This window comes from Chamaesiphon sp., from assembly GCF_041737865.1.
In the GTDB taxonomy this organism is placed as follows: Bacteria; Cyanobacteriota; Cyanobacteriia; order Cyanobacteriales; family Chamaesiphonaceae; genus Chamaesiphon.
On record NZ_JBGSQZ010000023.1, the window covers coordinates 1 to 23,621 of the forward strand.

The window sequence follows — 23,621 nt, forward strand, 5'->3', positions numbered from 1 at the left end:
CGTTATATCTTCCTTCTATCTAAAAGCTTATCGTTTTCAGATAGCTAAAAACCTCAACTCAAAGTTATACTTTAAACCTATCCCAAACAGGTAAATCCTCTGGTCGATCGACATCCGCGAGCATCGGCAGACAACTTAGGGGTTTTTTGTATAAACCCTCGAAAAGGGGGATTCTGAGTTTTATGGTACTTCCGAACTAGACTTGCCAAGGTCACGATAGACACTCGCCTTAGAAAGATCGAAGTCCTTCATCAAGATTTTAATCAGAACCCCCTGTTGGCGTTGAAGCTGAAGCTCCACAACCTGTTGAGGAGATAATCGTTTACTCCTCCCAAACTTGACACCCAACTCTTTTGCCTTATTAATGCCATCTAGCTGACGCTCAGAGCGGAGTTCGGTTTCAAATTCAGCGATCGCTGCCAGCATATTAAACAGCAACCGACCTGTAGCATCAGAAGTATCAATATTTTGGTCGAGAACCTGCAAAGCGACATTTTTGCGCTGGAGTGCATCAGCGATCGTGCAAAGGTGAAGAGTAGAGCGAGCTACCCGATCTAACCGCGACACAATTAATGTATCGCCATCTCGGACATATTCCAAACAAGCAGCAAGCTGAGAACGCTGCTGATTGGTACCACTTTGTGTTTCTTGATAGATCTTGTCGCAATGTTTGAGTTTCTGTAACTGAACGTCAAGACTCTGCCCAGACGAGCTAACTCTTGCGTACCCAACCAAAGCCATACAAACACCTGTAGATGTATTTACGTCTCATTATGCCTTAAAGGTTAAGAGAAAGGTATTTTGAGACATGGAAAGAGACATAATTAAAGAATGTCCCAGAAAGTATACTTTCTGAGACTCATAAAATTGAATAATGAGTAGCCAAAATGAAAGATCGAGGTACTGAAGTCAACCGTAAGGACAAGCGGTTGAAGATTCTGGCTACTGATGAAATTGAGAGTATTTACGCTCGACCTAAATTTACCCGTGAAGAACAAATTGAATACTTCACACTATCACGATCGGATTTAGAGATTCTTGAAGTATTTGGCTCAATTAAATCTCAAGTATATTTCATTCTTCAATTAGGATACTTCAGAGCAAAGCATCTATTCTTCATATTTACATTTGATGAGGTTGAAAACGATTTTCAATATATTATCGAACAATATTTTAATTCCAAACAGCTCGGTGGAATCAAAGTAATTGACAAACAGACGCGGCTTAAACAACAGCGGTTAATTCTCGAACTCCATCGCTATCATCTTTGTGGGAAAGAAGAACGTCAAGAACTCGAACAGAAAGCACAACAATCGGCAAAGGTTTACAGCAAACCCGTTTATGTGTTTCGCGAACTTATCAATTAACTCACAGACCAAAGAATTGTAATACCAGGTTATACCTTAATGCAAGACATCGTTAGTCAAGCTTTGACTAACGAGCATAATAGATTGACAAAAATTGTACGCGACCGATTGCAAACATCGGAGCTAGAAGCCTTTGAAAGATTATTGGCAGAATCACCAGGCTTATACGAAATTACTCAACTCAAACAAGAGCCTAGAAATTTTAGTCTCAAAGAAACTAAATATGAGATCCAGCGAGGCGAACAACTATATTTACTCTACACGATCGCCGAAAATTTATTACCAGAGATGGAGATCTCCAATGAGAGTATTAAATATTATGCTGCGTTAGTAGGTTATTACTCCGTTGCCAGATTGAAACAACTGAATAAATGGACAGCCTATATTTATATTATCTGTTTTGCTCATCATCGATATCAGCAACGCTCAGACAATTTAATTAACTGTTTAATCTCCAAAGTGAGGCATTATAGTGATGAAGCTAAAAGTGTTGCCAAAGAACGTTTATATGAATGTCATCTTGAGATTAATGAAAACTTTCAAAAAGCCGGACAGGTTCTCAAGGTGCTGACAGATGAAAGTATTGAAGCAAATACACCTTTTAAAACGGTTCAATCTAGTATCTTTGAGATTCTACCACGTCCAAAGTTGATTGTTGTTGCCGATCGAATGGCGAAGATAGTCAGTTTTGACGAAACTGCCTTTCAATGGGAACAAATTGATAAATTAGCTCATCAGTTTAAGTTGCACTTGCGGCAGATAATATTAACAGTTGAATTTACCACAACACTAGCTCATGATACATTAATTGAAGCGATCGATTTCTTGAGACTAGCATTCAAGAAGGGTAAGCCACTCAAAGAATTTCAGAGTAACTTATTTCCAGTCGAATGTCTCCCAGCTTCTGTTACAAGTTATCTCTACACAGGATCTCGCGAACAAGAACAGCAGTTAATTCCAGATCGCTATGAGTTTTTAATCTATCGATTACTCCGCAACGGATTAGAATCGGGTGATATCTCTTGTCGAAACAGCATTCATTTTCGGAGTCTTGAGGATGACTTAATTGACGATCTGAGATGGCAAGACAAGCAAGAATTAATGATTAGTAATAATCTCACTATTTTAGCCCAGCCAATTATCGACCATTTAGCCTCACTTGAGAGAAATCTTGAAAACCGGATCGGTGAAGTTAATCGTCGCATTGCTGACGGAGAGAACGAACACTTTCAGATTAAGAAGCGTCGCAACAAAGTTAGTTGGAATCTCTTATATCCTCAAGGTATCGATCTCATCAATGCACCACTCTTTGATAGTTTAAAACAAGTTGATATTGCGAGTATTCTTCACTTTGTAGATCGGCATTGCCATTTTATCAAAGCTTTCGAGCATGTATTAGGGCGTTATCATCGACAAGCTGTTGATGAGCATGTAATTATTGCTTGTTTGATTGCCTGGGGTAATAACATGGGTATGGGTCGGATGGGTCAAATCTCTGATATTAGCTATCAACTTCTTAGCACTACCTCGGAAAACTTTATTCGATTAGAAACACTCAAAGATGCAAACGACCTCATTAGTAATGCGATTGCTGAGTTATCGATATTTCATCATTATGATATTGGTAATCTCCTTCATTCTAGTAGTGACGGACAGAAATTTGAAGCTCGAATTAATACAATTAATTCACGTCACTCTCCCAAGTATTTTGGGCTGAACAAGGGGGTTGTCTCGTACACGCTCGTTGCCAATCATATTCCGGTTAATGCCAGAATTATTGGTGCTAATGAGCATGAGAGTCACTTTGTATTTGATATTTTATTCAACAATACGACTGATATTCAGCCGAACATTCATTCCACTGATACCCACGGTACGAATGAGATTAATTTTGCTATCCTGCATTCGTTCGGTTATCAATTTGCTCCTCGCTATAAAGATATATATGACAAGGTTAGCAAGTCTCTATATGGATTTCAACATCCTAGTAACTATGATAAGGATTGCGTCATCAAGCCGATTCGTAAAATTAATACTGAATTAATTGTGGAGGAATGGGAGAATATTCAACGCATTATGGTTTCACTGGCAGTGAAGGAAACTACTCAAAGTATTATTGTTGGTAAACTCAGTGCTTATGCTCGGAAGAATAAGACTCGGCGCGCTTTATGGGAATACGATAATATTTTGAAGAGTTTATATTTGCTTGACTATATTGACTCTTTACCGTTGCGTCAAAATGTCCAGCGGGCATTGAATCGGGGTGAAAGTTATCATCAGTTACGCCGAGCTATCTCTCACGCTAATTTTGGTAAGTTACGCTTTAAGTCTGAGTTAGAGCAACAACTCTGGAGCGAGTGCGGACGTTTGATTGCTAATTGCATTCTCTATTATAATGCCAGGATTTTGTCTAGTGTTCTCGACCATCGAGAGCAGCTTGGTGATGTTCAAGGGGTTGAGGACTTGAGACAGATTTCTCCTGTTGCTTGGCAGCACATCAATTTGTATGGTCGCTATGAGTTTCGGAAGTTTTCTGACTCGATCGATCTCGACGCGATCGTTGAGCAGCTAACCCAAACCCCGTCTCGTTAATTTCCAGAATCCCCCTTTTCGAGGGTTTATACAAAAAACCCCATGCTACTATCTTCACGGGAATCGAGATTGACTCCGATCGATATTATCTGCTCTGATGCAGTACTTGGAATCTTCAAAAAGGAGCGAACTAATGCGAAAACTGAGAACCCTTGATGAAGTTACCCAAGCCTATTTCCGCGACCATCCTGAAGAGATCGATGATTATCTGACAGAAATTTTACAAGACTTTGCCGAAGATAATGACACCAGGGTATTACTGGCATCATTGCGGGTTCTCGATCGCGTGTGGGATCTTAGTAATATGACAGCACAAGGGTTGCAAACAGCCTTGTCCGAGCGGCAGGTACCGCTCTCATCTACTGGAGAGTCAAGTAGCGATCCACTTTTAGTAGGTCAGTTTCTGAATTTTCTAGCACGAGATATTCAAACTACCAAGCATTTACAGGCAGTTAGTACCGATCTGCTAAACCGGATTCAGCCATTGGTTGCCCAAGTCGATCTCGATCTCGACGCAACACTAACGGATGAAGACGAATAAGTTTGCCCGAACCCTAGCCGCTGGTCATTAATGAAGTTGATATCGATAAATAAAGTAGACTTTTCATTAACCTGGTTTTCGGTTCCCATGTTCCTCAATTGCCCCTATTTTAGTTCACTCTTTAGATAAATATGGCGACCGACCTACCAGCAATTAAGATCGTTCGCACCACTCCCCCAAACCTCTTTGGTGGATCTGCTGCTGTAGAAGAGCAGTTGACTGTCAAACCAGTTGCGCTAGGTGTCTGGGATGAGTTTCTCCAACTGCAAATTTCACCTGCGACGCGGAGATCCTATGCGGCGGGACTCAGAGATTTTTTTCGGCGGGAGTTCCAAGTAGCGGTGTCCCCTGAGACGATTTTAGCTTTTCTCCAACTCTCCGAATGGGAAGCGATCGGGCATGTGATTACCTATCGGGGGCATTTGCTGGAAGCTCAATTATCGGCGGGAACGGTGAATGCGCGGCTGGCAGCGTTGAAGTCGTTTGTGACTCATGCGTACAAGCGGAAACTGTGTGCTTTTAGATTGGACGATATTAAGTCGGTGAAGGCTCAAAGATATAAGGATACGAGGGGGATCTCGATCGAGCAATTTCAGTTATTAATCGATGGGATCGATCGATCGACGAGCATGGGTAAGCGGGATTATGCGATGCTGCGATTGCTGTGGGATAATGCGCTCCGACGTGCTGAGGTGTGTGGACTCGATCGGGCGGATTTTCACCCTGGAGATTCGAGATTGATGCTCAAGGGGAAGGGGAGAATTGATAAAGAACCGATCGATCTGGCAACTGCTACGGTTGAGGCGATTTCGGATTGGTTGGCGAGTATGGGTGAGAGTAGAAGTCCGGCTCTATTTGTTTCTAGCCGGGATTCTCGATTGAGTGTAGACAGGCTGTATCAGATCGTTGGGGGACTGGCGGCGGCGGCGGGGATCGATCGGGTGGTGAGTCCGCATAAGATTCGACATTCTAGTATTACGGCATTGTTAGATCTTAATGGTGGGGATGTGCGCTCGGCTCAGGCACATTCTAGGCATAAGAATTTGGCTACGCTGATTCGCTATGATGATGGCCGACAGCAATTGCAGGGTAAGGCGGCGAAAACTTTGGCTGATGCGATTTTGGAGCGGGAGATGGATTAGAGGATGGGGATTATATTTCTACAAATCAAGCTAGGGTTACTTCTTGCCGATCCCTTTTTTTAGTACACCAACCTCAATCGATTTGGGACAAGTTTTGGGCAAAAATGCTGTTTGCTGCTTTACTAAAAAAAGGTTGTCTCAGAGTCTCACAGAGCCTGTTGAATATACTTTTCACTTGATGCTGCCCTGACCTTTTGCACTGCAATCGATCGCATCTAGCGATCCGGATTAATCTACTGCCCCTAGAAATTTCAAGGCCGATCGTTGCATCGTAGTTAAACTTCTAGTTTTAGCGATACACATGCCCTCATAGGGTCGTTTGGTTCTCAATCGCTCCACGCATTTACCAACTCGAACATCCCAAAGTTGAATTGTTTCATCTTGACTACCGCTAGCCAGATATTTACCATCGGGACTAAATACAACTGACTGTACCCAACTCTGATGCGCGAGGATCGTTTGCTGACATTTGCCTGTACTGGTCTGCCACAGCTTGACTGTGAGATCGCAACTACCACTAGCTAAGATTTCACCGTCGGGACTAAATGCGACTGATTGTACCCAACTGGTGTGTCCCTGCAATATTTCTAAGCATTTGCCTGTCGTCACATCCCACAGTCGAATCGTGCAATCGCAACTGGCACTTGCGAGTAATTTGCCGTCGAGACGAAAAGAGATGCCTTGCACCCAGCTCGTATGTCCGACGAGCGTTTGAATACATTTACCGCTGTCGAGATCCCATAATTTAATGGTTTTATCTTCAGATGCACTCGCCAGCATCATCCCGTCAGGACTAAACTGGACAGACCACAACCAGCCTGTATGTCCCGATAGGGTTTGCAAGCAGTCTCCAGTAATGATGTCCCACAACTTGATGGTACAGTCGCCGCCGCAGCTTGCCAACGTGAGTCCCGATGGACTAAATGCCACCGCACCCACCCAGCGGTTGTGTCCCTGAAAGGTTTTGAGACATTGACCCGTCCCCACATCCCACAGTTTGATACTATAGTCGCTACTCCCACTGGCTAGAAATTTGCCGTCGGGACTAAATGCTACGGAACAGACCCAGCCTTGATGTCCGGTTAAGGTGAATGAATTGCACGCGGGTACTGAAGCACTAGGATCGCCAAGCTGCCAGATCCGAATAGTTTTATCTTCACTCCCGCTGGCGATAGTTTTGCCATCGGGACTATAGGCGACTGATTGAATCCAACTGCCATAACCTTGCCAAATATCAAGGCATTTACCCGTACTGACTTCCCACAAGCGCACGGAGCGATCTTCGCTGCCAGTGGCTAAATTGGTGCCATTGGGACTAAAGGCGATCGAAGTTAGGAGACTATGATGACCGTGGAGAGTTTTGAGGCATTTGCCATCGGCAACATGCCACAATCTGACTGTGCGGTCGCCACTACCACTAGCAAGCAGTTTACCATCGGAACTCCAAGCAATCGAGCGCAAGCGTTGAGTATGTCCGGTCAGGGTGTTCGAGCATTTTTCCGTACCGAGATCCCAAATTTTGATGGTGCGATCGCCGCTACCACTAGCGAGTAGTTTACCATCGGGGCTAAAAGCGATCGAGCGTACCCACAGATGATGTCCGGTGAGGATTTGCTGACATTCACCCGTAGTTCGATCCCATAGTCGAATGCTCTTATCTTCACTCCCACTGGCAATCGTCGCACCGTCAGGGGAGAAAGCCACCGACCAAACATAACTTTGATGTCCCGATAAGATGTTTAGGCATTCACCGCTGTCAATATTCCACAGTCGAATTGTGGCATCGCTGCTACCGCTAGCTAACAATTTACCATCGGGACTCCAGGCGATCGATCTCACTCGTTGCTGATGTCCGGTCAAGGTTTTGACACAACTACCATCGAATGTATCCCATAACTTTACAGTTTGGTCGCTGCTAGCACTACCGAGCAGTTTGCCATCGGGACTAAACGCAATTCCATGTATCCAACCCGCGTGTCCCGTACAACTGAGGATCGGCTCACCTTTAGCAATGTTCCAGAACTGAATTTCGCCATTTACATCTCCAGTTGCCAGTAATTGCCCATCGGGACTATACGCTACAGTTAAAATGCTGGTTAATTGTTTGGCAAATACCGATTGACTGAAATCTGCACCAGCAAAGTTGACATTTTGTAAGTTAGTTTTTTGGAAGCAGCCAGACCGAATGGTTAAATTGGAAAAGTCAAATCCGCTGATATCAACTTGAAGCTGACCTAAGAGATTGATGATGTTTCCCGCCGCATACCCTGGCTCTAAAGCTTGCTCTGCTTGCAAATTCGCCAAGATTTTTTTAAATTTAGTGCAAATTTGGGCAGGAGTTTTATAGATAATTAATAACCGCTCTAATAACGGCTGAATAATTAGATCGATCTGTGCCTGTTTGAGATATTCTTTGGCTGTCGATCGTAGTAAAGGATATCGATCGAGCAGGAGCAGATTTTCGCTCTCGATTTCGGCAATAATTTGTGCGGTTGCCTTGTGCTGGAGATATTCTCTAACTACAGGCTGCAAGTAGAACTTTTTATTTTGCTTCTCTATTAAAGAGCGATGCAACAGCGATCGCACAGTTTCGACGATGGATTCAGGTAAAATGCCTGGATAATTTCCCAAATTTAATTCGACCCAATCGATCGGTCTTTGTTTGATCGTCAACCAATATAAAAAACTTTTCTCAGAATCGCGCAGTCGATCGAGTTGTTGGTCTAAGACATCGCCAATCTCTCGACAGATCGACGATCGACTCTGAATAAATGCTGAAATATTACCATTGTATAACTCTGATGCTATTGCCGAAACAATTTTTAGCACCAGAGGATTACCTCCATATTTGTCGATCGTCAATTGTAAACATGCCGCTGATTCAACAAAGCAGCCTCTCGATTGCAATATTTTCTGTCCAGATTCGACGTTCAATCCGGCTAATTTTAAGGAGCGAACTGGTAATGTGTCCCCCTGCATTAAGGTGATTTCTTGAGGCTGTTCGCGGGTCGTTAGCAGCAGGCAACTCTGATGATGACATTCGCCGATGCGTTGGAAAAATGTGCGATAATTTTCATAACCTGCTTGATATTGACCTACTAATACACCACTTTTTAATAGCGTTTCCGCATTATCTAATATTAATAAACATTTGGTTTTTTTCAAGATGTTAATTAGCAGCGAAATTTGCTCCTCAAGTGCGCTTGGTAAATTAGTTTCCGCTCCTTGAGTTAAGGATTTGAGCAGATCGAGGACTAGCTCTGATAAAAGCGTGGCGGGTGCTAGCGATCGCCAAATTAAATATTGAAAATGGGGCTGAATTTGTTCGGCTAATTTGATACTCAGATGGGTTTTTCCGATACCACCCATGCCAGATAACACCACCAAACGACAACCATCGTTGACAATCCATTGTGATAATGTCGCTAGTTCCTGAGTACGATTGTAGAAAATAGCCACATCAGGCGCATCATCCCAGTCTAGATGTCTTGTTGGTACGATTGGGGATACCGTTAGTACTGCGGGAGTAGATGCTGCGATCTGTTCGGTTTGGATGGTTGATGGAATCGTAACTTCGATCGGATCGAGAATTGCTCGATCCCATTGTCGTTCCAAAGCCGATCGAAAATTAGTTTTACTCACCTTTTCGCCACAAACATCTGACAGCATCTGCCATAATTTTGGACCGACATCTTGCTTGAGATAGTTGAGCGAATAACCATGATTTTTGGCGATATCATCGTAACGCAGACGCGGATCTGACAAAGACGAATCCAGCAAAAGTCTTTGGATATCGCTTAGATACTTACCTTTTTTAGTAAACACCAGAGTGTCTACAACTGTTAACGCTTGTTGGTTGTTCATAATCCAGCAGTTTCCTGTAATGTAATGTACACGATCGGTGCTGACGGGGGTTTTAAAAAGATTTAAGTCAAGATCTAAGCCCGCGATCGGGAAAGGTATAGATCGATTGTATGGAACTCCTGACTAAGTTCGGGACTAACTTGTGTATAACTTCTGGGGTAAGGATCGGCAGTTGGCTAAACTTCGGTGAGATCCAAATTAGACCGATCTAATATCGATCGGACACTACTGACGACCAAGTTATAGACTCTAACTTTTGCTTGGGACTGACATATCTCAATTTTAGAGATATTCCTCAAAACAAATATCTGAAAAATGTCTCGACTTACTTATTGCCAAAAGATAGTATTTCTTATTGACTTTTGGGGGATGCGCTAAGTATTTCGGCTTAATACTTTCGTCTATTTTCTTTTATTTAATAACAAAAAACTATTTGAAGATACTTCTCAATCGATCTTTGCTACAATAAATTAATTGGTTTGTATCGCTTGGTAGATTGCCAGCTATCAGATATACAACTTCAGCTAAATACCATCGAGAAAGATAAATTTTCTATCTATTTCAACGCAGAATATTATCGATCGGCAGAATTAAATTTCAGATTACCGTAGGAAATAGACCGATCGAATTCCCGATTCATTACCTTTGTTACTTCATTAGTACAATCGATCGATATGGCAAAAATTATTTCGATTCACTCTTATCGGGGTGGTACTGGCAAATCTAATCTGACAGCCAATTTAGCTACCTTAGTCGCCCGCGACGGCAACCGCGTTGGGGTGATCGATACCGACTTGCCTTCCCCTGGTATTCATATTCTGTTTGGGATGGTCGATAGACAACAAGAGTGGACGCTCAATGATTTTCTGTGGAAGAAGTGCAAGATTGCTGATGCTGCTTGTGATGTCAGTGCGGTACTGCAAGGACAGGGAAATCCCAACAGCAAAATTTATTTAGTCCGGTCTAGTATCAAAGTCAATGATATTTCGCGGGTATTAAGAGAAGGTTTTGACGCAGAATTATTATTTGAGGGATTTCAACAGCTCATCAAAGATTTAAAGCTAGATTATCTATTCATTGATACTCATCCTGGACTCAATGAAGAAACCTTACTTTCTTTGACTGTATCCGATACGGTGCTGTTGATTCTCCGACCGGATCGACAAGATTTTCAGGGTACAGCCGTGACCGTAGATGTAGCGCGGCGGCTGAAAGTCCCCAATCTATTTCTGGTTGTTAATAAGGTGCTGCCTGAGTACAATTTCCAGCAAATCCGCAAAACAGTCGAATCTAATTATAATGTCCCCGTAGTGGGGATTCTGCCCGATTCTCCCGATATGTTACGGTTGGCTAGTCAGGGAATTTTTGCAATTAAATATAACAACCATCCTATCAGTAAAACGCTCCAGAACATCGCCAGCCAAGTTAGTGGCAAAGTTGCTGCGATTTAACAATTATCCATAGCAGATTCGATCTCTAACCATGCCTTATTTAATCTATGCTCCTGACACACCAGAGCGGCGAGTTTATGAACTGAAACCAGGAATTAATACTCTCGGTCGCGAAATTGACAATACTATCGTTGTGTTGGATGAAACTGTATCCCGCCACCACGCGCAGATTCACGTTACCCCCACTGGAACGATAATTAAGGATTGTCAAAGTAGCAATCATACTTTTGTCAATCAAATTCAACTCGAAATCGATACCCATCGACTCCATGACGGCGATCTGGTGAGTTGCGATACATTTGGGTTCCAATTTGTCGAGTATCTGAATGACTCTGAGCCTCAGCCAATTATTAACGAGCGGGAATTATCGATCGATAATTTAAAACAAATCCCGCTCCATCAACATCCAGCTAAACTTGAAGAATTGGTAGATCGCAAGGCTCAGGAAGAGCGCAAATCGATCGTCATTGGCTCTTTTCTGGGTACTGCTCCGGTAATAGATCGCGAGCAACAGACGGTTAATAAGCTGCAAATTTTATTAGAAGTTAGCAAACAAATCTGGTCGCCTGACGAACCCGACAAACTACTCCACAAGATTCTCGATCTACTGTTCCAAATTATGGACATCGATCGAGCCATAATTCTCTTATTCGATCCAGCTTCTGGGCAACTCGAATTGAAAGCTGCCAAGTCTAAAGCAGATATTCCCGACGATCCGCACTCTTATAGTAGCAAGATTGTCGATCTTGCTTACCAAAGTGGCGATGCGATCGTTACTCAACATGCCCAGCACGATGACAGATTTAACGATTCTGTTTCGATTATTCGGCAAGTAATTCAGAATTGTATGTGCGTTCCGTTCAAGAATTATACGGAGGTCATGGGCGTATTGTACGTTCATAATTCGTCTTTGGCTGTCAATTATACCCACGAAGATCTAGAGTTTTTGAGTGCTTTAGCCAATCAAGCCGCAGTCGTTATCCACATGTCGAGCGAGTTTCACCAGCGAGAACAGAAGCTCAAACAACAAGTAGTAGAATTGCAAATTCAGATCGATCAAGGTAAAAGGGAAAGTGACGTTGCGGAGATTATGAGTCTCGATTCTTTTCAGAATCTACAGGAACGTGCTGAAGCTCTGCGGCATAAAAATAATCTAATTTAAAACTATAGGTATCCAATGTTAAACACACTTTATCTGATGCAGGAAACATTCGACCAAGCCGAAGCAACTAAATACAGCATTGGCTTGGTAATAGTTTGTCTCGTCGTCCTGATGGCATTGTGGTTGCCAGGGATTTTGAAAGAGAAATAAACTCATTTATCGATCGCGATTAACCATGAATTCCTTACAGTTTTGTACTGATACTTTGACCGCTTTTGGAGCGATTATCGTTCCGATAGGCTGCGCCAACGAATCAGAAACGCTGGAACTGTTAAACTACAATCAAAATGTCTTTGGTTCTAGCCTCCTCGCACATCGGCATGAGCCACCGCCCGAACTCTATCTAGCGACATGGACAGAATATGTCCGAGCAACTGCCAGCATTGGAGCTGTTGCTGCCTTAAAACCTCACCTCGTCCAGCTCCAGTTTCCGATTCTGGCGGGGATAAGTGAGACAGCCGAGTATCGAGCCGCCACTCGCAAGGGACACTCAACCGCAGCAATGGAGACGGCGGTAGGTTTGACATTGCTCGAACCAGAACGACTCCAACTAGCACTTCATCACACCTTCGCGGGTGCGATTCCGGTTTTGATTGCTGGCAACCGTGCTGATTTTGTCAGCTTAGTTCGGGCACTCACAAAACGCAACGAACCCGCTGCTATTCCCGACTCGATGGGTGCTTGCATTGTCGGTGGATATAGTAACTGGCATCGGGTACGCCAATATCAGCAACAATGGCTGGAGGCAAACGCAGGGGGAGATTGGGATGCTGAGTTTCAACAGTTGATTAAGCGTCCAGAACTGTATCAGGATCGGTTTATTTTGCTCAGTCGGGGCGCATATAGTAATGTTGCCGCTACTGAGTTCGGACTTGAGGACGAAGCATGGCTAGAACTATCTGGCAAAATTCGCTCAGAACACGAATCAACCCATTACATTACCCGCCGTTGGTTCGGCTCGATGCGAAATAATATCCTCGATGAAATTGTGGCTGATTATCACGGCATTGTGGCGGCTGTGGGTTGTTATCGATCGGACTGGTTTTTACGTTTCGTTGGTTTAGAAGCGTTTCCTGCCTATCGTGCGGGGGGGAGATTGGAAAATTATCGGGGCGATCCGCCACTCTCGAATGGGGCATTTATCGTGCTGCAAAAACTGGTGAAAGCTGCTGCCGAAAATCTCGAAAGGTTCGATCGAATGTATCGTCAGTCAGCCAGCACGAGCGAATCGGAAATTGCGATTTTAATTGCTTTAACTACTCTGAGGCTGGAAGAATTAGCTTCCACATCAGGAGTAGATCTAATTGAAACAGCCGTTAGTTCGGCTCTGGTTGCGACCAAAAAGTAGGAGCAATTCATGAATTCCCCCTACTTTTTTGAGATAAATGATTGAATCTATAGCGGTTCTCAAATGAGTATTCTTCTCAGTCAAGAGTGAGGACGGGCTTAATTCTTTTTGGTTGAAAGATCTAAGTGCCACGATCGCTCTAGCTGCTGAATCTGTTGTTTCTGAATGGATGTTCGCTGTCTGCAACACATCATTGAACTGACAATGATTACGATTAGAAGTAGCCCCGATCCTGAAGCAATCAAACTAATTGAGGTGTAATAGCTTAATGAAGTTGAATAGGATGAGAAGTTGCTAGGCAACGTTGTAGGGGTGAATGAGGATAGCATCGGTTTCTTTAATAAGTTGACGATGGGCTTAGGACTAGTTGAGAGAGTACTCTCTCGCATTCAACCTCTCAGTAGTGGTTTTGTAAGGCTTCAGTGATTTGTAAGCGACCTTGCTCTCTTCCAGTGAAATCAGATAAGGAGCCATCCGAGCTTTAACAAAATGAGCCATGCTGGAAAATTCTAGCGGAATCGTCCAAATGCCAAAGGGGATTTTGGCATCGATCTGGATTTGAATCGCGTTAGCTAGGAGCGAAATATATCGCAGTTTTAGATCGGGTCTAATAAATCCACAGGTGTAGCGGACAGTAGCCGGATCGAGGCGATGGGTAATCAACCAGCCGACGACCTCTCCCTGGTAACGTAATCCTAAACTGTTCAAGGGTTCTATGTTCTCTTCGTGCAGAAATGGCAGTAACATCGGTGGAATCCAAGGACTCTTTTGCTGCTGAAGCGCAATTCGATCTGTGGGTGTAATTTCTTGCCACGGAAATAGACTGTAAGCCACAGGTAAACTTATTCGCTTCATCCACGGCGCGTCAGAGATCGTATCAGTCGTTGTTTTACCGACTAGCATTCGAGGTTTGGGATCCGACCAATCGCGCTTTTGCAGCAACCGTTCTAAGCTTGATGTAGTAGGATTCCCTGTAGTGTAGGTTAACTCAGCACGATCGCACTGACACTGATGTAATTCTGCTTCTAGCCTCTGTAAAAGGGCAGTCCCAATTCCTTGCTGACGGTAATTGGGTTTCACAAAGATAGAAAGTACCTTGCAAGATTGCCGATCGGGCTGAATTTGAGCGAGTGCTAAACCAATGGGCTGATTTGCATCAGAAGCTGCGATCGCCACAATGGAGCTTTGCGGTTTGAGAGCTTGTAATAAGGGGCGAAATCGTGGAAAGGTAAAAGCTTGATAAGCCAACGCTTCAAAAGCTTGCTCTAGGCGATTTAGAGTATACATTCTACAATCCTGTCTTTATAGTTTTTGAGGTGAACACTAATTCTGTCTGTTTTCTCTGCTCAACTATTTTCAAGCTGCATCGATCTGTCCCCATCCACCAAACGGTGGTAATGGCTTGATGAAATTGGCATAGCGATGTTGAGCGTGCATCTCTAAAGTTTCTTGAGCCAAGCGATCGGGAATTGAGATTTGATAAATAGGATCTACTGGTTCAGCGATCGCTTTCCACACCAGATCGTAAGCCGCCGCCATCTGTTCAACTTTTTCTGCTACAGATTGGGCGGGTCGATAAAAAGCCCGTTGAATGAGTTCGTACTCTTGAGAATACTGCTCCTGCACTATCCGCTCATCAATCATTCGAGCCGCAATGCGTTGGAGTTTACTGTCAAGGTGGCATCTTTCTCCTAAAAACTGAGTATAACGATTGCGACCAAACCGGATCGCCACTGACATCCCTATCGTTAAATACTCTACGTAATGCCACACTGCTGACGGAAAAAACAGAGCTTCGCCGGGATTAAGAATGCATTGCACACCCCCTGCATAGGCAATGAATGCATCTTTTTCCGCCTCGCTAAAATGTTCCAGACAAACCATACTCCAATGCTGATTTGGCAGTAATTTAGCAGCAGCATTCGCTGGGACGATCGCAATCCGCTTACTGCCGCACATTTGGTAAAAAAGCACCTGGCGAAAGTCACCATCAAAGTGTAGATGGGCATAATTTCCAGCATTGCCCAAAAAGAGCCGGGTCGTGAGATCGTCCAAATCTCCAAACCGACAATATTCGGGGATCGTGAATAGTGACTGAATCTCATCAGGCAAGGCATTCTCCGAACACAGAAGCGATGTTTCAGGCACTTGGGCGATCGAGTCGAGATAGTCATTCACCGTTAGCGTTCGTGCAGGTTGCGGACTAGACCCTGTTTGAGCTAGATGATGATATCTAATGCCTTCGGAAACCAGAAGAGGAACTTCTCCAAATTGCCGTTGTATACTTTCGACAGTTGCTACCCTTTGAATGGGTTGATTTTGAAACAGATTAGTCAAAATAACAGGCTTTTGCTGGAGCAAAAAATCTTGCTCGAACTCTTCTAGGGAAAGATCTGCCCGTCGTGGAATGTGTTGAAATCGATCTGGAATCATGATGATATTTCCTCGCCATCTGGCTTTAGCTCAAGATAATGTCAGAAACTGAGAGGTTTTCTGCGGTTCTAAAAGCGTTAGCAATGCTAGTCCAACTCCAGCCACACCATCTGTAAGACCAGGAATTATCGATCGCGCCGCAATTTCCTGCAACTTCCAAAATCCCTGTTGTTCGTAGAACTCGATCGTATTGATGCTAGCCTTGGCGGCTGCTTCATAAAGTTGGGGGCGGTTGAGACACACACCCGCATTAATCAAGAAAATAATTCGTCCAGCCTCCCCGCAACACAGGTGATGTCCGCCCGATCCGAGATGACGCAAGGTGGCTTGACACGCAGCATCAATCTCTGGCATTAAATCGTCATCATCCCAACCATCTAACATGGCTAAGCGAGCTAAACCGATTCCTGGAGCACCCGCACACCAGCCCGTCATAAACGAGAAAGTATCCCCTGTATGCTGCAAGTTGGGCCAGTCTTGACGTTCTCGATCGTAATGAGACCTTTCATAAGCTAGAGCGTTGCGAATCGCTAATTTTAAAACGCGATCGCCCGTCAAGCGATATAAGCTAAAGAGTGCACAAGCAATTCCTGCGGTACCGTGACCCATACCGATCGGAGGTCGTGCAGCAATCGGAACTTTAAAGCCACCCGCATGGATACCATCTGCGACTTGATACAACAGCATCCCTTTCGCCACCGCCTGGGCGCGCTCTAATAGTTGCGGTTCTGGTATTTGTTGGTAGAGTTTGACTAACGCGAGCAAAGCCGAAGCCGAACCATTGAGGAATTCAGGATCGGCGACTTGTCCCCACTCTTGGACACTGATTTCTTCTACCAGAATCTGTGCGAGTTCTAGACAAGATCGATCTCCTAAACGATCGTGACACACTAACAACGCATAGATGACCGCGATCGATCCATTGCAACCTTTCAAGTGCAGCGACATGAAGAAGGGATGGTTGTTGGCGTGGCGTTGAACTGACAGCGCCGCATTCTTGGTGGTTTCCACCGCCAGCTTCGCCCAAGCCTTGTTCCCCGTATAACTCGCTAAGTTCGCAAGAAAAATAGCCGTACCCGCAGCCCCAACGCTAGACCAAGGGGCTGGATTAACTAAAGAAGTAATCGAAGCATAGTCGGGGTGCCGATTGAGGGTTAGCCAGCTAATGCCATCTGCATGAGTAACTGCTAGTTTGACAAAGGTCTCTCCCAGAAGATTCAGATGTTCAAGAATTCGAGATGCTCCAGGACGATCGAGTTCCAATCCGATTTTGGGGGCGATCGCGTTTTGTGCAGCAGTTTGTACAACAGCCTGTCCAACAGATAAGGTCGAGCCGCTCGGCGTGAAAAACATTTCGAGAGAAGCCCGAATTAATTGGCGCTGCCAATCTAAATCACTTTCGCAAAACGCCTCGATCTGCTGCTGGATAAGTTCGTAACTGCTATAGTCGTTAACCGAGGCAACGCAGCTTTTTCCATGAGACATCAGGTAACATCCAGATGTCGAACCTTCAAAATATGGAACATCTTGTTGCCACAAAGATTGCTTTTCAGCCGCTAAAAGTTTGAACCAAGGCTGCATCTCTTGTTTGCTATCGATCCGACCGTCGCAGAGCATTTCCAGGGCAACATCATAGGCTTTTCCGCTAGTTAAATTGTCTGGCGCAGTCAACCAAAACAGCAATCTGGCATATTCTTCTGTGTTCCTAACTAAGACTCTCGTGGGAAGATGTTGGAATGCTGTCAGTGGGCTATCTTGATTCAAAAGAAAATCTCGATGAGCCAGAAAAGTTTTATAGGTACAAGTAAAACCCTCTAATACCTGTGCTAAAAAAGGCTGCATTTCGACTGTTTGCCCTGCTAATTTAGGCAAGCAAGTTCCAGGTTGAGGGAATATATATTCTTGCTTCAAACTCATTTGAGTCGTGCCCAGATTCTGCCAAATTCCCCACTGAACGGGCATAGTTTGGGATTTATCTCTACCTGCAATGCCTGCCATAGCAACGGCTTCTTTACCAAAATTACCCGATTGCCAGCGCGGTAGCATCGACGTGAATATGACCGAATCAGCAACGGGTTGCCAATGCTTTGGTAACGCTGCTATTTCCACAGAAGTGGTATAGCTAAGAGCCAAGGAACCAATTGTTTCTAGATCGATCGGAATTGGATAAGCACCCGCAGCAATGAAGTTATCTTCGTGAAAGTCGTTGCCGCGCAGTATATAGAACAGAGCTAAGTGTGCACCTTGCCGGTGGTAAAATTGCGCGATTTGTTCGCGATTTTGACAGTCGGTTGCTTCAACCCAGCCAACCCAACCGTAGCCTTGCCGAGCCAACACTGGAGCCGCTTTCAGCCGCAGAGTCGCTGCCGTGCGATTGAGCCACTCCAGCAATTGATGGTAGGCTGCGTCTATGTCTAAACTCCGAGGTTTGTAAGCGAGTTGCAGACCAGAGGTAAACTGAATGCACCAGACAGTTTGACCGCCAGCATGGGGATCGGAAAGACCGGGCTTGACGATCGCCACCTTACCTAGTTCTTTTCCTTGTCCGAAGGTTGCTGCAATGTCGGTACGATCGCCAGTTAAGCGTTTCAGCCACTGAATGCTGTTCTCAATAGCTTGATTTGTCACAGTCGCTAATAACCTCGCTAGCACCGGGTAACGACACAATAAGTCAAACAGACCTCGTGCGGTTCCCAGCACCCGACTGACATAATCTTGATACCGTTCCTGAGAACTTTCGCCTGCTAATACTCTTAACTGGTCTTGATGTTTAACTTCGTAGGCCACTGTTCTGCCACAAAGCATGGATAGCCGAGAGAGTAGATTGCGCGCTAAGGATGCGATCGCCGGCGGTTCTACCTGCGATTGCCAATCTGGACAAGCCAACGCGAATCGATCGAGATAATAGGAGATAAAGGGATGAAGAAATTCGGGAAACAGAAGCTCATCACTCGTTTGAATATCTGCTAGCAAATTCTTGACGGTTAAAGACGGGGGATACGTCGCTTCATTCAGGATTCGACCCAATTGGATCGCCCAATCTGGTAAATCTTGTGGCTGAAGATAAGATTTAGTTTGGAGTCTATTGAATGCGGTTTCCCGAGTTAATCCGATCGAGGCAAGTCGGCGATCGAAATTGCCTCTGTCGCTAGTTCGGTGTTTAATCAGATCCTCCCATCGCGTGAGGAGTCGTTGAGCTTGCCTGCTTTCTGCATCGTTGCCGGGATAGGAAGGATAATTGGCTAACTCGTCGAGGCTCAACGCGCGTTCGGTCAAATTGAGTAACTCTTTAGTAGCGATCGCAGTCAGATCGCGATCGGGATGGCTGCTTACTTGATCTCGCCGATCTCGATCGTCTTGTGTTTTAACCATGAGTTCTAACCTTGAGAAGATACCAGAGGCTTCTCAGGCAATTGTTAATCACCTGAGAAACTTCGCAGAAACTGAACACGGCTGTCGAGGCCTAAATCAATGCTCCTACAGACTTGATAGCAGCTTACTTAGTACCGGCCGATACCCCCGAAGCAATACTAGCAGAACCCGCAACAACACCACTCGCCACAGCAGCTATCGGAGTCGTAAAGGCAGCGGCGCCACAACCAATCGTAGCGGTTCCACCAACAGAACCACAAATAATGCCGTCAGTATTTGCCGAAGTCTTACCACCAGCCACAAGTTCCAAATCGGCGTCGCTGAGTTCGGAATTAGCAGGGTTTACGGGCAGAACCAAGTGTTTAACCGTGGGTGTATCTTCGTAAACTCGAATCTCCAAGGACATTGGCAACGTCATATTGGTTGCTTCTGCGATCGCAGACTTCGGATCGCTCAACAGATTAGTTTTGAAGGCTTCATCTGCCAATGCCAGCTTAATCACCTTCCCCGCCACGGGTTCAATCTCCTCCATATCCACGCCTGGTGGGATTTCGCTGGGCAGTGGCAAGACGTAGTTCATCAAACTTGACGTGTTTTCATGCACTTGCACATCCATAGCAGTGGAAAAATGTAGCCCATATTCAGCCAGAACAGATTTGGGATTGTCCAGCAGTTTGGTTTTCAGCGATTCATCAGACCAAACCTTGGCGATAACTTCTTGAACTTTTTGGGCATTTGCGATCGTCGTCATAGAACTTCTCCTAATTAATAGTTTGAATGTTGCCTGTTTGAGGTACATTCGATTGATTGAATCTGCTATCAGTCTACAAACTGTAACCAGTAATGCCAATTGACAAATTTTTCATCTTCATAGGCTTCGATTGCTAAACCATTCTCAAATTCCGAGCGTTTGCGTAGTGCTTCGACGGCTTGTTTTTTTCTGCTGTGTCTAATTTCATTTTGGTTTTCCTGTAGATAGCAATGGACTCGTTCTGAATTCAATCCTATGCTAGTTATTTTAAAATATCAATAACTAAAAACTTAGAAAAAGTCAGGTTCTCGATCTGAAACAAAAATTCTGAGAAAGTTAAGTAAAGTTCTGGAAAGTTAGGCTTTAAGCCAATCGAGTACTTTTAGCCATTGCGATCGCTAGCTAGATCGACGTAAGATTGAAGACAATTATTAGCTTACTTGAGCCGCTTCTAGATTAATAAACATCCGGTTAGAACTTCCCAATTCAATAGGTGGAATTACATGGATATATTTCTCAATCAGTTAAGTAATAGCGATATTCAATGGCTAAAGCAAAACGGACGATCGCAGCAAATTTGGGCGGGAAATGTGCCGATCGAGGCGCGAGCGTCCGATCTTTTCTACTTGCTAATTAGTGGCGAACTCGTCGGCAGCATCAACCAAAACCAAGGAGGAAGATTGGGGCTGGCATTTGCGGCACTTGAGGAGGATGTAGATTTGGAGCAAGAAATCGTCCGCTTTGCACCTGGAGATGTCTTGGGCAATATTCCAGCAGTTGAGTTAACCGCCGCCGTGATGACCATCAGAGCTGTCGAAAACTCGACGTTATTAGCAGTAGATTGTGCGGCACTGAGCGCGAAAATTGCTGAAGATATTGGGTTTGCGGCAAGATTTTATCGGGCGATCGCGATGTTGCTACTAGAGCGGTTCTCGCGCTTGGTACGATACTTTTTACGTCCCAAAATGGGACAGGCTCCACCTCTTCAGGATGTCCCGTTGATTTTTGGAGAACTCAGCGATAGCGATGTGGACTGGATGCTGGGTGCTGGGAGATTGGCGGAAATCGATGGCGATCGAGTATTAATTCGCGCTGGAGAGCAAATCGAGGATCTTTACATCATCCTCCAAGGTACGCTCTCGGTTTTTGTTAAAGAGGAAAAATCAAATCGACTGTTGAATATTTTCGCCGCCCTCGAAAGTTCGCCAGATAACGATACATCTCTAGGTAGAGAGATCTTACTGCTCGATCGCGGCGAAATTGTCGGTGAATCGATCGCGCTTGACAACCGGATCTCTACAGCTACCGTCACCGCCTTAGAAAATTCGGTTTTGCTGAGAATTCCCCAACAACAACTGCGCCTCAAGTTACAGCAAGATGTCGGCACCGCAGCTCGCTTTTATCGGGTACAAGCCATGCTCCTGTCTAGCAGATTGCAGGGATTGATTAGTCGCTTGGGCTATGGGCGCAGTCCCTATCGATCGGGCGAGAGTTTAGCTGCTGCTGTGGATTATGAAGATGAACTCGATTTTGCCACGATGGACAATCTCACCCTCGGCGGTGCGCGATTTGACTGGATGCTCAAACGGTTGACTGTTTAGCTACACCAACGGGTTAAGGTTATTTGCTCCGTTCGCGCACCGCCCTCGATTGAAATCGGGGCTAATGATACAAAGTCCGCCTACGCGGACTGGCTAATTAGTCCGCGTAGGCGGACTTTGCATTCTGAGCGGCGATTTCAATCGCTGTCCTGATCGCCTTGGCGGTTAATGTATCTCCCAACTCCCAACTCCCAACTCCCAACTAATTACTATGTCAGACTCAACCAAAAAACTATTTCGCGAGGAATCGCTAGAACGACTATCCTCACCAGAACAGCTCGATCAACTGATGAATGTCGTCAATCCAAGAGCTTGGCTACCGCTAGCTGGATTGGGGTCACTCGTCGCTGGTGGATTGCTGTGGAGCATCTTTGGGCGGTTATCGCTCACCGTCTCTGGACAAGGTGTACTGATCTATCCGCGCAGCGTCGTTCAGTTTCAAGCCCCCAGCGATGGCACCATTCTCAAGTTAAATATTCAATCGGGAGCTGTAATTAAAAAAGGCGATATTATCGGCACCATTAGTCAGCCATCGCTCGAACAGCAACTCAAACAAGAACGCGAAAAGCTCGACCAATTTATCGCTCAAGCCAGAGCCAGCGATTTAGTTCGCACCAACCGACTGGCTTCGCAACGCGAGAATTTAGCCAAACAAAAAGTCAACATTGAAACTACCTTGCGCCGAGAAAAGATCGTTCCCCAGTTGCGTCAAAAAAACTTAGTACTCCTCGATAAAAATCTTAAATCGATCGAGGCAAGACTGATTAGCGATCGACAAGTTCTACCCAACTTACGCCAAAGAAGCTTCTTGTCGATCGCGCAAAAAAGAGCGGGACTAACTCAAAATTTAGCCCGCCTCAAAGAAACGCTGCCAGAACTCCAAACCCAGCTTGCAGCTCGCCGTAAGTTATACGACCAAAGAGTCGTCAGTGCGGATATCATGTTAGCCGCCCAAAGGAGTTATGTTGACAGTCTGAGCCAAATATCGAACATCGAGTCTCAAGTTAAAGAGATCGAAGTCGAACAGATTACTGCCGAGCGGCAATATCGAGATGGGGTAAATCAAAGTAACGAACTGGCGAACAAACGCCAAGAAATTCAAGTTCAACGTACCGATATCGAACGCCAGTATTCGCAAAGTCTCAATACCCTTGACGAACTCAAAACTAAACTTCAAGATCTCGAAAGTCAACTGGCTAAATTAACTCAAGAAGAATTAGAGACAAGTTTTAGTAGCAAAAATAATATTCAAGAAGTCAATCGCAAAATCGCTCAATTACAACGCGAAATCCAACTCAAAAGCCAGATTGTAAGCGATTATGACGGCAAAGTCATTCAACTATCGGTCGTACCCGGACAGATCGTGACTGCTGGATCGCGATTGGGGTCGATTAATTCCAAAGGGGATGAAGCCAAGCTGATGAGCGTTATCTACTTTGCGGATAAAGATGGACAGCAAGTTAAACCAGGAATGGAAGTTCAAATCACGCCTAGTTTAGTCAAACGCGAACGGTTCGGCGGCATTCTGGGCAAAGTCAGCGAGGTGACATCTTTTCCCGTGACGGGACAGGATATGTCCAATATTATCGGCAACCAAGGGCTGGCGGAAAGTCTCACCTCTAGCGGTAAAGCTCCCGTCCAAGTGTTTGCCGAATTAGATACTGCCAAAACCAAAAGTGGCTACAAATGGTCTTCATCTGGCGGCCCAGATCTCCAATTGTCTTCGGGTACTACCGTTCAAGTTCAGGTCAGAGTGGGCGAGGTAGTACCGATTTCTTACATTATTCCGATCTTTAAATCAATTACGGGGATTTATTAGTAGATTATGCAAACAGCAGCAGTTTCTAACGCCAAGCCACTACCCCTGTTAAGGTGACAAAAGCATGACTAAGTAGGGCTTGCTGAATAAGTCTAGCGATCGAATCTAGCCGCCACACAACTTGCAAATCTTGAGGTTCTCGATCGATTTCTAAAATTATCCGCCGAGAACCCTTGCA

At 44.9% G+C, this 23,621-nt stretch carries 15 protein-coding genes and 1 pseudogene; 9 read left to right on the plus strand and 7 right to left on the minus strand.

What is annotated here, in order from left to right; translation table 11 throughout:
• Nucleotides 1-180: 180 nt before the first annotated feature.
• Nucleotides 181-741, minus strand: a complete 561-nt coding sequence (locus ACEW9J_RS01650) for a recombinase family protein (protein ID WP_373543413.1) — start codon at nt 739-741, stop codon at nt 181-183.
• Between the two features lie 146 nt (nt 742-887).
• Between ACEW9J_RS01650 and ACEW9J_RS01655 the strand changes: the two are divergent.
• The 3 genes and pseudogenes from ACEW9J_RS01655 to ACEW9J_RS01665 all read left to right on the plus strand — a co-directional run bounded on the left by ACEW9J_RS01655 (nt 888) and on the right by ACEW9J_RS01665 (nt 5,642).
• Nucleotides 888-3,959, plus strand: a pseudogene (locus ACEW9J_RS01655) (Tn3 family transposase).
• 133 nt (nt 3,960-4,092) lie between these two features.
• Nucleotides 4,093-4,500, plus strand: coding sequence for a type II toxin-antitoxin system PrlF family antitoxin (locus ACEW9J_RS01660; protein ID WP_373543414.1), 408 nt, complete (start codon nt 4,093-4,095; stop codon nt 4,498-4,500).
• 131 nt (nt 4,501-4,631) lie between these two features.
• Nucleotides 4,632-5,642, plus strand: coding sequence for a tyrosine-type recombinase/integrase (locus ACEW9J_RS01665; protein ID WP_373543415.1), 1,011 nt, complete (start codon nt 4,632-4,634; stop codon nt 5,640-5,642).
• Nucleotides 5,643-5,870: 228 nt separating this feature from the next.
• Here ACEW9J_RS01665 and ACEW9J_RS01670 read toward each other — a convergent pair whose 3' ends face one another.
• On the minus strand, nt 5,871-9,506 hold the full coding sequence (locus ACEW9J_RS01670; RefSeq protein WP_373543416.1) for an NB-ARC domain-containing protein: 3,636 nt from the start codon (nt 9,504-9,506) through the stop codon (nt 5,871-5,873).
• A gap of 674 nt (nt 9,507-10,180) precedes the next feature.
• Between ACEW9J_RS01670 and ACEW9J_RS01675 the strand changes: the two genes are divergently transcribed.
• The 4 genes from ACEW9J_RS01675 to ACEW9J_RS01690 are packed head-to-tail and all read left to right on the plus strand — an operon-like array spanning nt 10,181 to nt 13,467.
• A complete protein-coding gene (locus tag ACEW9J_RS01675) occupies nt 10,181-10,957 on the plus strand; it encodes a MinD/ParA family protein (protein WP_373543417.1) in 777 nt (258 codons plus the stop codon).
• A gap of 31 nt (nt 10,958-10,988) precedes the next feature.
• The gene (locus ACEW9J_RS01680; protein WP_373543418.1) at nt 10,989-12,119 is read left to right on the plus strand and encodes a GAF domain-containing protein; all 1,131 of its coding nucleotides are present in this window, start codon (nt 10,989-10,991) and stop codon (nt 12,117-12,119) included.
• Nucleotides 12,120-12,134: 15 nt separating this feature from the next.
• Nucleotides 12,135-12,269 (plus strand): hypothetical protein, encoded by a 135-nt coding sequence (locus ACEW9J_RS01685; protein WP_373543419.1) that lies wholly within the window; start codon nt 12,135-12,137, stop codon nt 12,267-12,269.
• 25 nt (nt 12,270-12,294) lie between these two features.
• Entirely contained in the window at nt 12,295-13,467 is a 1,173-nt protein-coding gene (locus ACEW9J_RS01690) for a hypothetical protein (protein WP_373543420.1), read from the plus strand.
• 363 nt (nt 13,468-13,830) lie between these two features.
• On the opposite strand, the gene ACEW9J_RS01695 is transcribed toward ACEW9J_RS01690, so the two are convergent.
• From ACEW9J_RS01695 to ACEW9J_RS01715, 5 genes are all read right to left on the minus strand, one after another.
• On the minus strand, nt 13,831-14,754 hold the full coding sequence (locus tag ACEW9J_RS01695) for a GNAT family N-acetyltransferase (RefSeq protein WP_373543421.1): 924 nt from the start codon (nt 14,752-14,754) through the stop codon (nt 13,831-13,833).
• A 69-nt stretch (nt 14,755-14,823) separates the two neighbouring features.
• Nucleotides 14,824-15,900, minus strand: coding sequence for a cupin-like domain-containing protein (locus tag ACEW9J_RS01700; protein ID WP_373543422.1), 1,077 nt, complete (start codon nt 15,898-15,900; stop codon nt 14,824-14,826).
• 30 nt (nt 15,901-15,930) lie between these two features.
• Nucleotides 15,931-19,272: a type 2 lanthipeptide synthetase LanM family protein gene (locus tag ACEW9J_RS01705; protein ID WP_373543423.1), complete on the minus strand. Its 3,342-nt coding sequence runs from the start codon at nt 19,270-19,272 to the stop codon at nt 15,931-15,933.
• Between the two features lie 124 nt (nt 19,273-19,396).
• A complete protein-coding gene (locus tag ACEW9J_RS01710; RefSeq protein ID WP_373543424.1) occupies nt 19,397-20,071 on the minus strand; it encodes an NHLP leader peptide family RiPP precursor in 675 nt (224 codons plus the stop codon).
• A 20-nt stretch (nt 20,072-20,091) separates the two neighbouring features.
• Entirely contained in the window at nt 20,092-20,274 is a 183-nt protein-coding gene (locus ACEW9J_RS01715; protein ID WP_373543425.1) for a hypothetical protein, read from the minus strand.
• 252 nt (nt 20,275-20,526) lie between these two features.
• On the opposite strand from ACEW9J_RS01715, the gene ACEW9J_RS01720 reads away from it, so the two are divergent.
• Nucleotides 20,527-21,624 (plus strand): cyclic nucleotide-binding domain-containing protein, encoded by a 1,098-nt coding sequence (locus ACEW9J_RS01720; RefSeq protein ID WP_373543426.1) that lies wholly within the window; start codon nt 20,527-20,529, stop codon nt 21,622-21,624.
• A 211-nt stretch (nt 21,625-21,835) separates the two neighbouring features.
• Nucleotides 21,836-23,443, plus strand: coding sequence for an NHLP bacteriocin system secretion protein (locus tag ACEW9J_RS01725; RefSeq protein ID WP_373543427.1), 1,608 nt, complete (start codon nt 21,836-21,838; stop codon nt 23,441-23,443).
• Nucleotides 23,444-23,621: the final 178 nt, after the last annotated feature.

Coding starts and splice junctions, on each gene's coding strand:
- ACEW9J_RS01650 (WP_373543413.1), bottom strand. CDS start 741: ATGGCTTTGGTTGGGTACGCAAGAGTTAGCTCGTCTGGGCAGAGTCTT.
- ACEW9J_RS01660 (WP_373543414.1), top strand. CDS start 4,093: ATGCGAAAACTGAGAACCCTTGATGAAGTTACCCAAGCCTATTTCCGC.
- ACEW9J_RS01665 (WP_373543415.1), top strand. CDS start 4,632: ATGGCGACCGACCTACCAGCAATTAAGATCGTTCGCACCACTCCCCCA.
- ACEW9J_RS01670 (WP_373543416.1), bottom strand. CDS start 9,506: ATGAACAACCAACAAGCGTTAACAGTTGTAGACACTCTGGTGTTTACT.
- ACEW9J_RS01675 (WP_373543417.1), top strand. CDS start 10,181: ATGGCAAAAATTATTTCGATTCACTCTTATCGGGGTGGTACTGGCAAA.
- ACEW9J_RS01680 (WP_373543418.1), top strand. CDS start 10,989: ATGCCTTATTTAATCTATGCTCCTGACACACCAGAGCGGCGAGTTTAT.
- ACEW9J_RS01685 (WP_373543419.1), top strand. CDS start 12,135: ATGTTAAACACACTTTATCTGATGCAGGAAACATTCGACCAAGCCGAA.
- ACEW9J_RS01690 (WP_373543420.1), top strand. CDS start 12,295: ATGAATTCCTTACAGTTTTGTACTGATACTTTGACCGCTTTTGGAGCG.
- ACEW9J_RS01695 (WP_373543421.1), bottom strand. CDS start 14,754: ATGTATACTCTAAATCGCCTAGAGCAAGCTTTTGAAGCGTTGGCTTAT.
- ACEW9J_RS01700 (WP_373543422.1), bottom strand. CDS start 15,900: ATGATTCCAGATCGATTTCAACACATTCCACGACGGGCAGATCTTTCC.
- ACEW9J_RS01705 (WP_373543423.1), bottom strand. CDS start 19,272: ATGGTTAAAACACAAGACGATCGAGATCGGCGAGATCAAGTAAGCAGC.
- ACEW9J_RS01710 (WP_373543424.1), bottom strand. CDS start 20,071: ATGTACCTCAAACAGGCAACATTCAAACTATTAATTAGGAGAAGTTCT.
- ACEW9J_RS01720 (WP_373543426.1), top strand. CDS start 20,527: ATGGATATATTTCTCAATCAGTTAAGTAATAGCGATATTCAATGGCTA.
- ACEW9J_RS01725 (WP_373543427.1), top strand. CDS start 21,836: ATGTCAGACTCAACCAAAAAACTATTTCGCGAGGAATCGCTAGAACGA.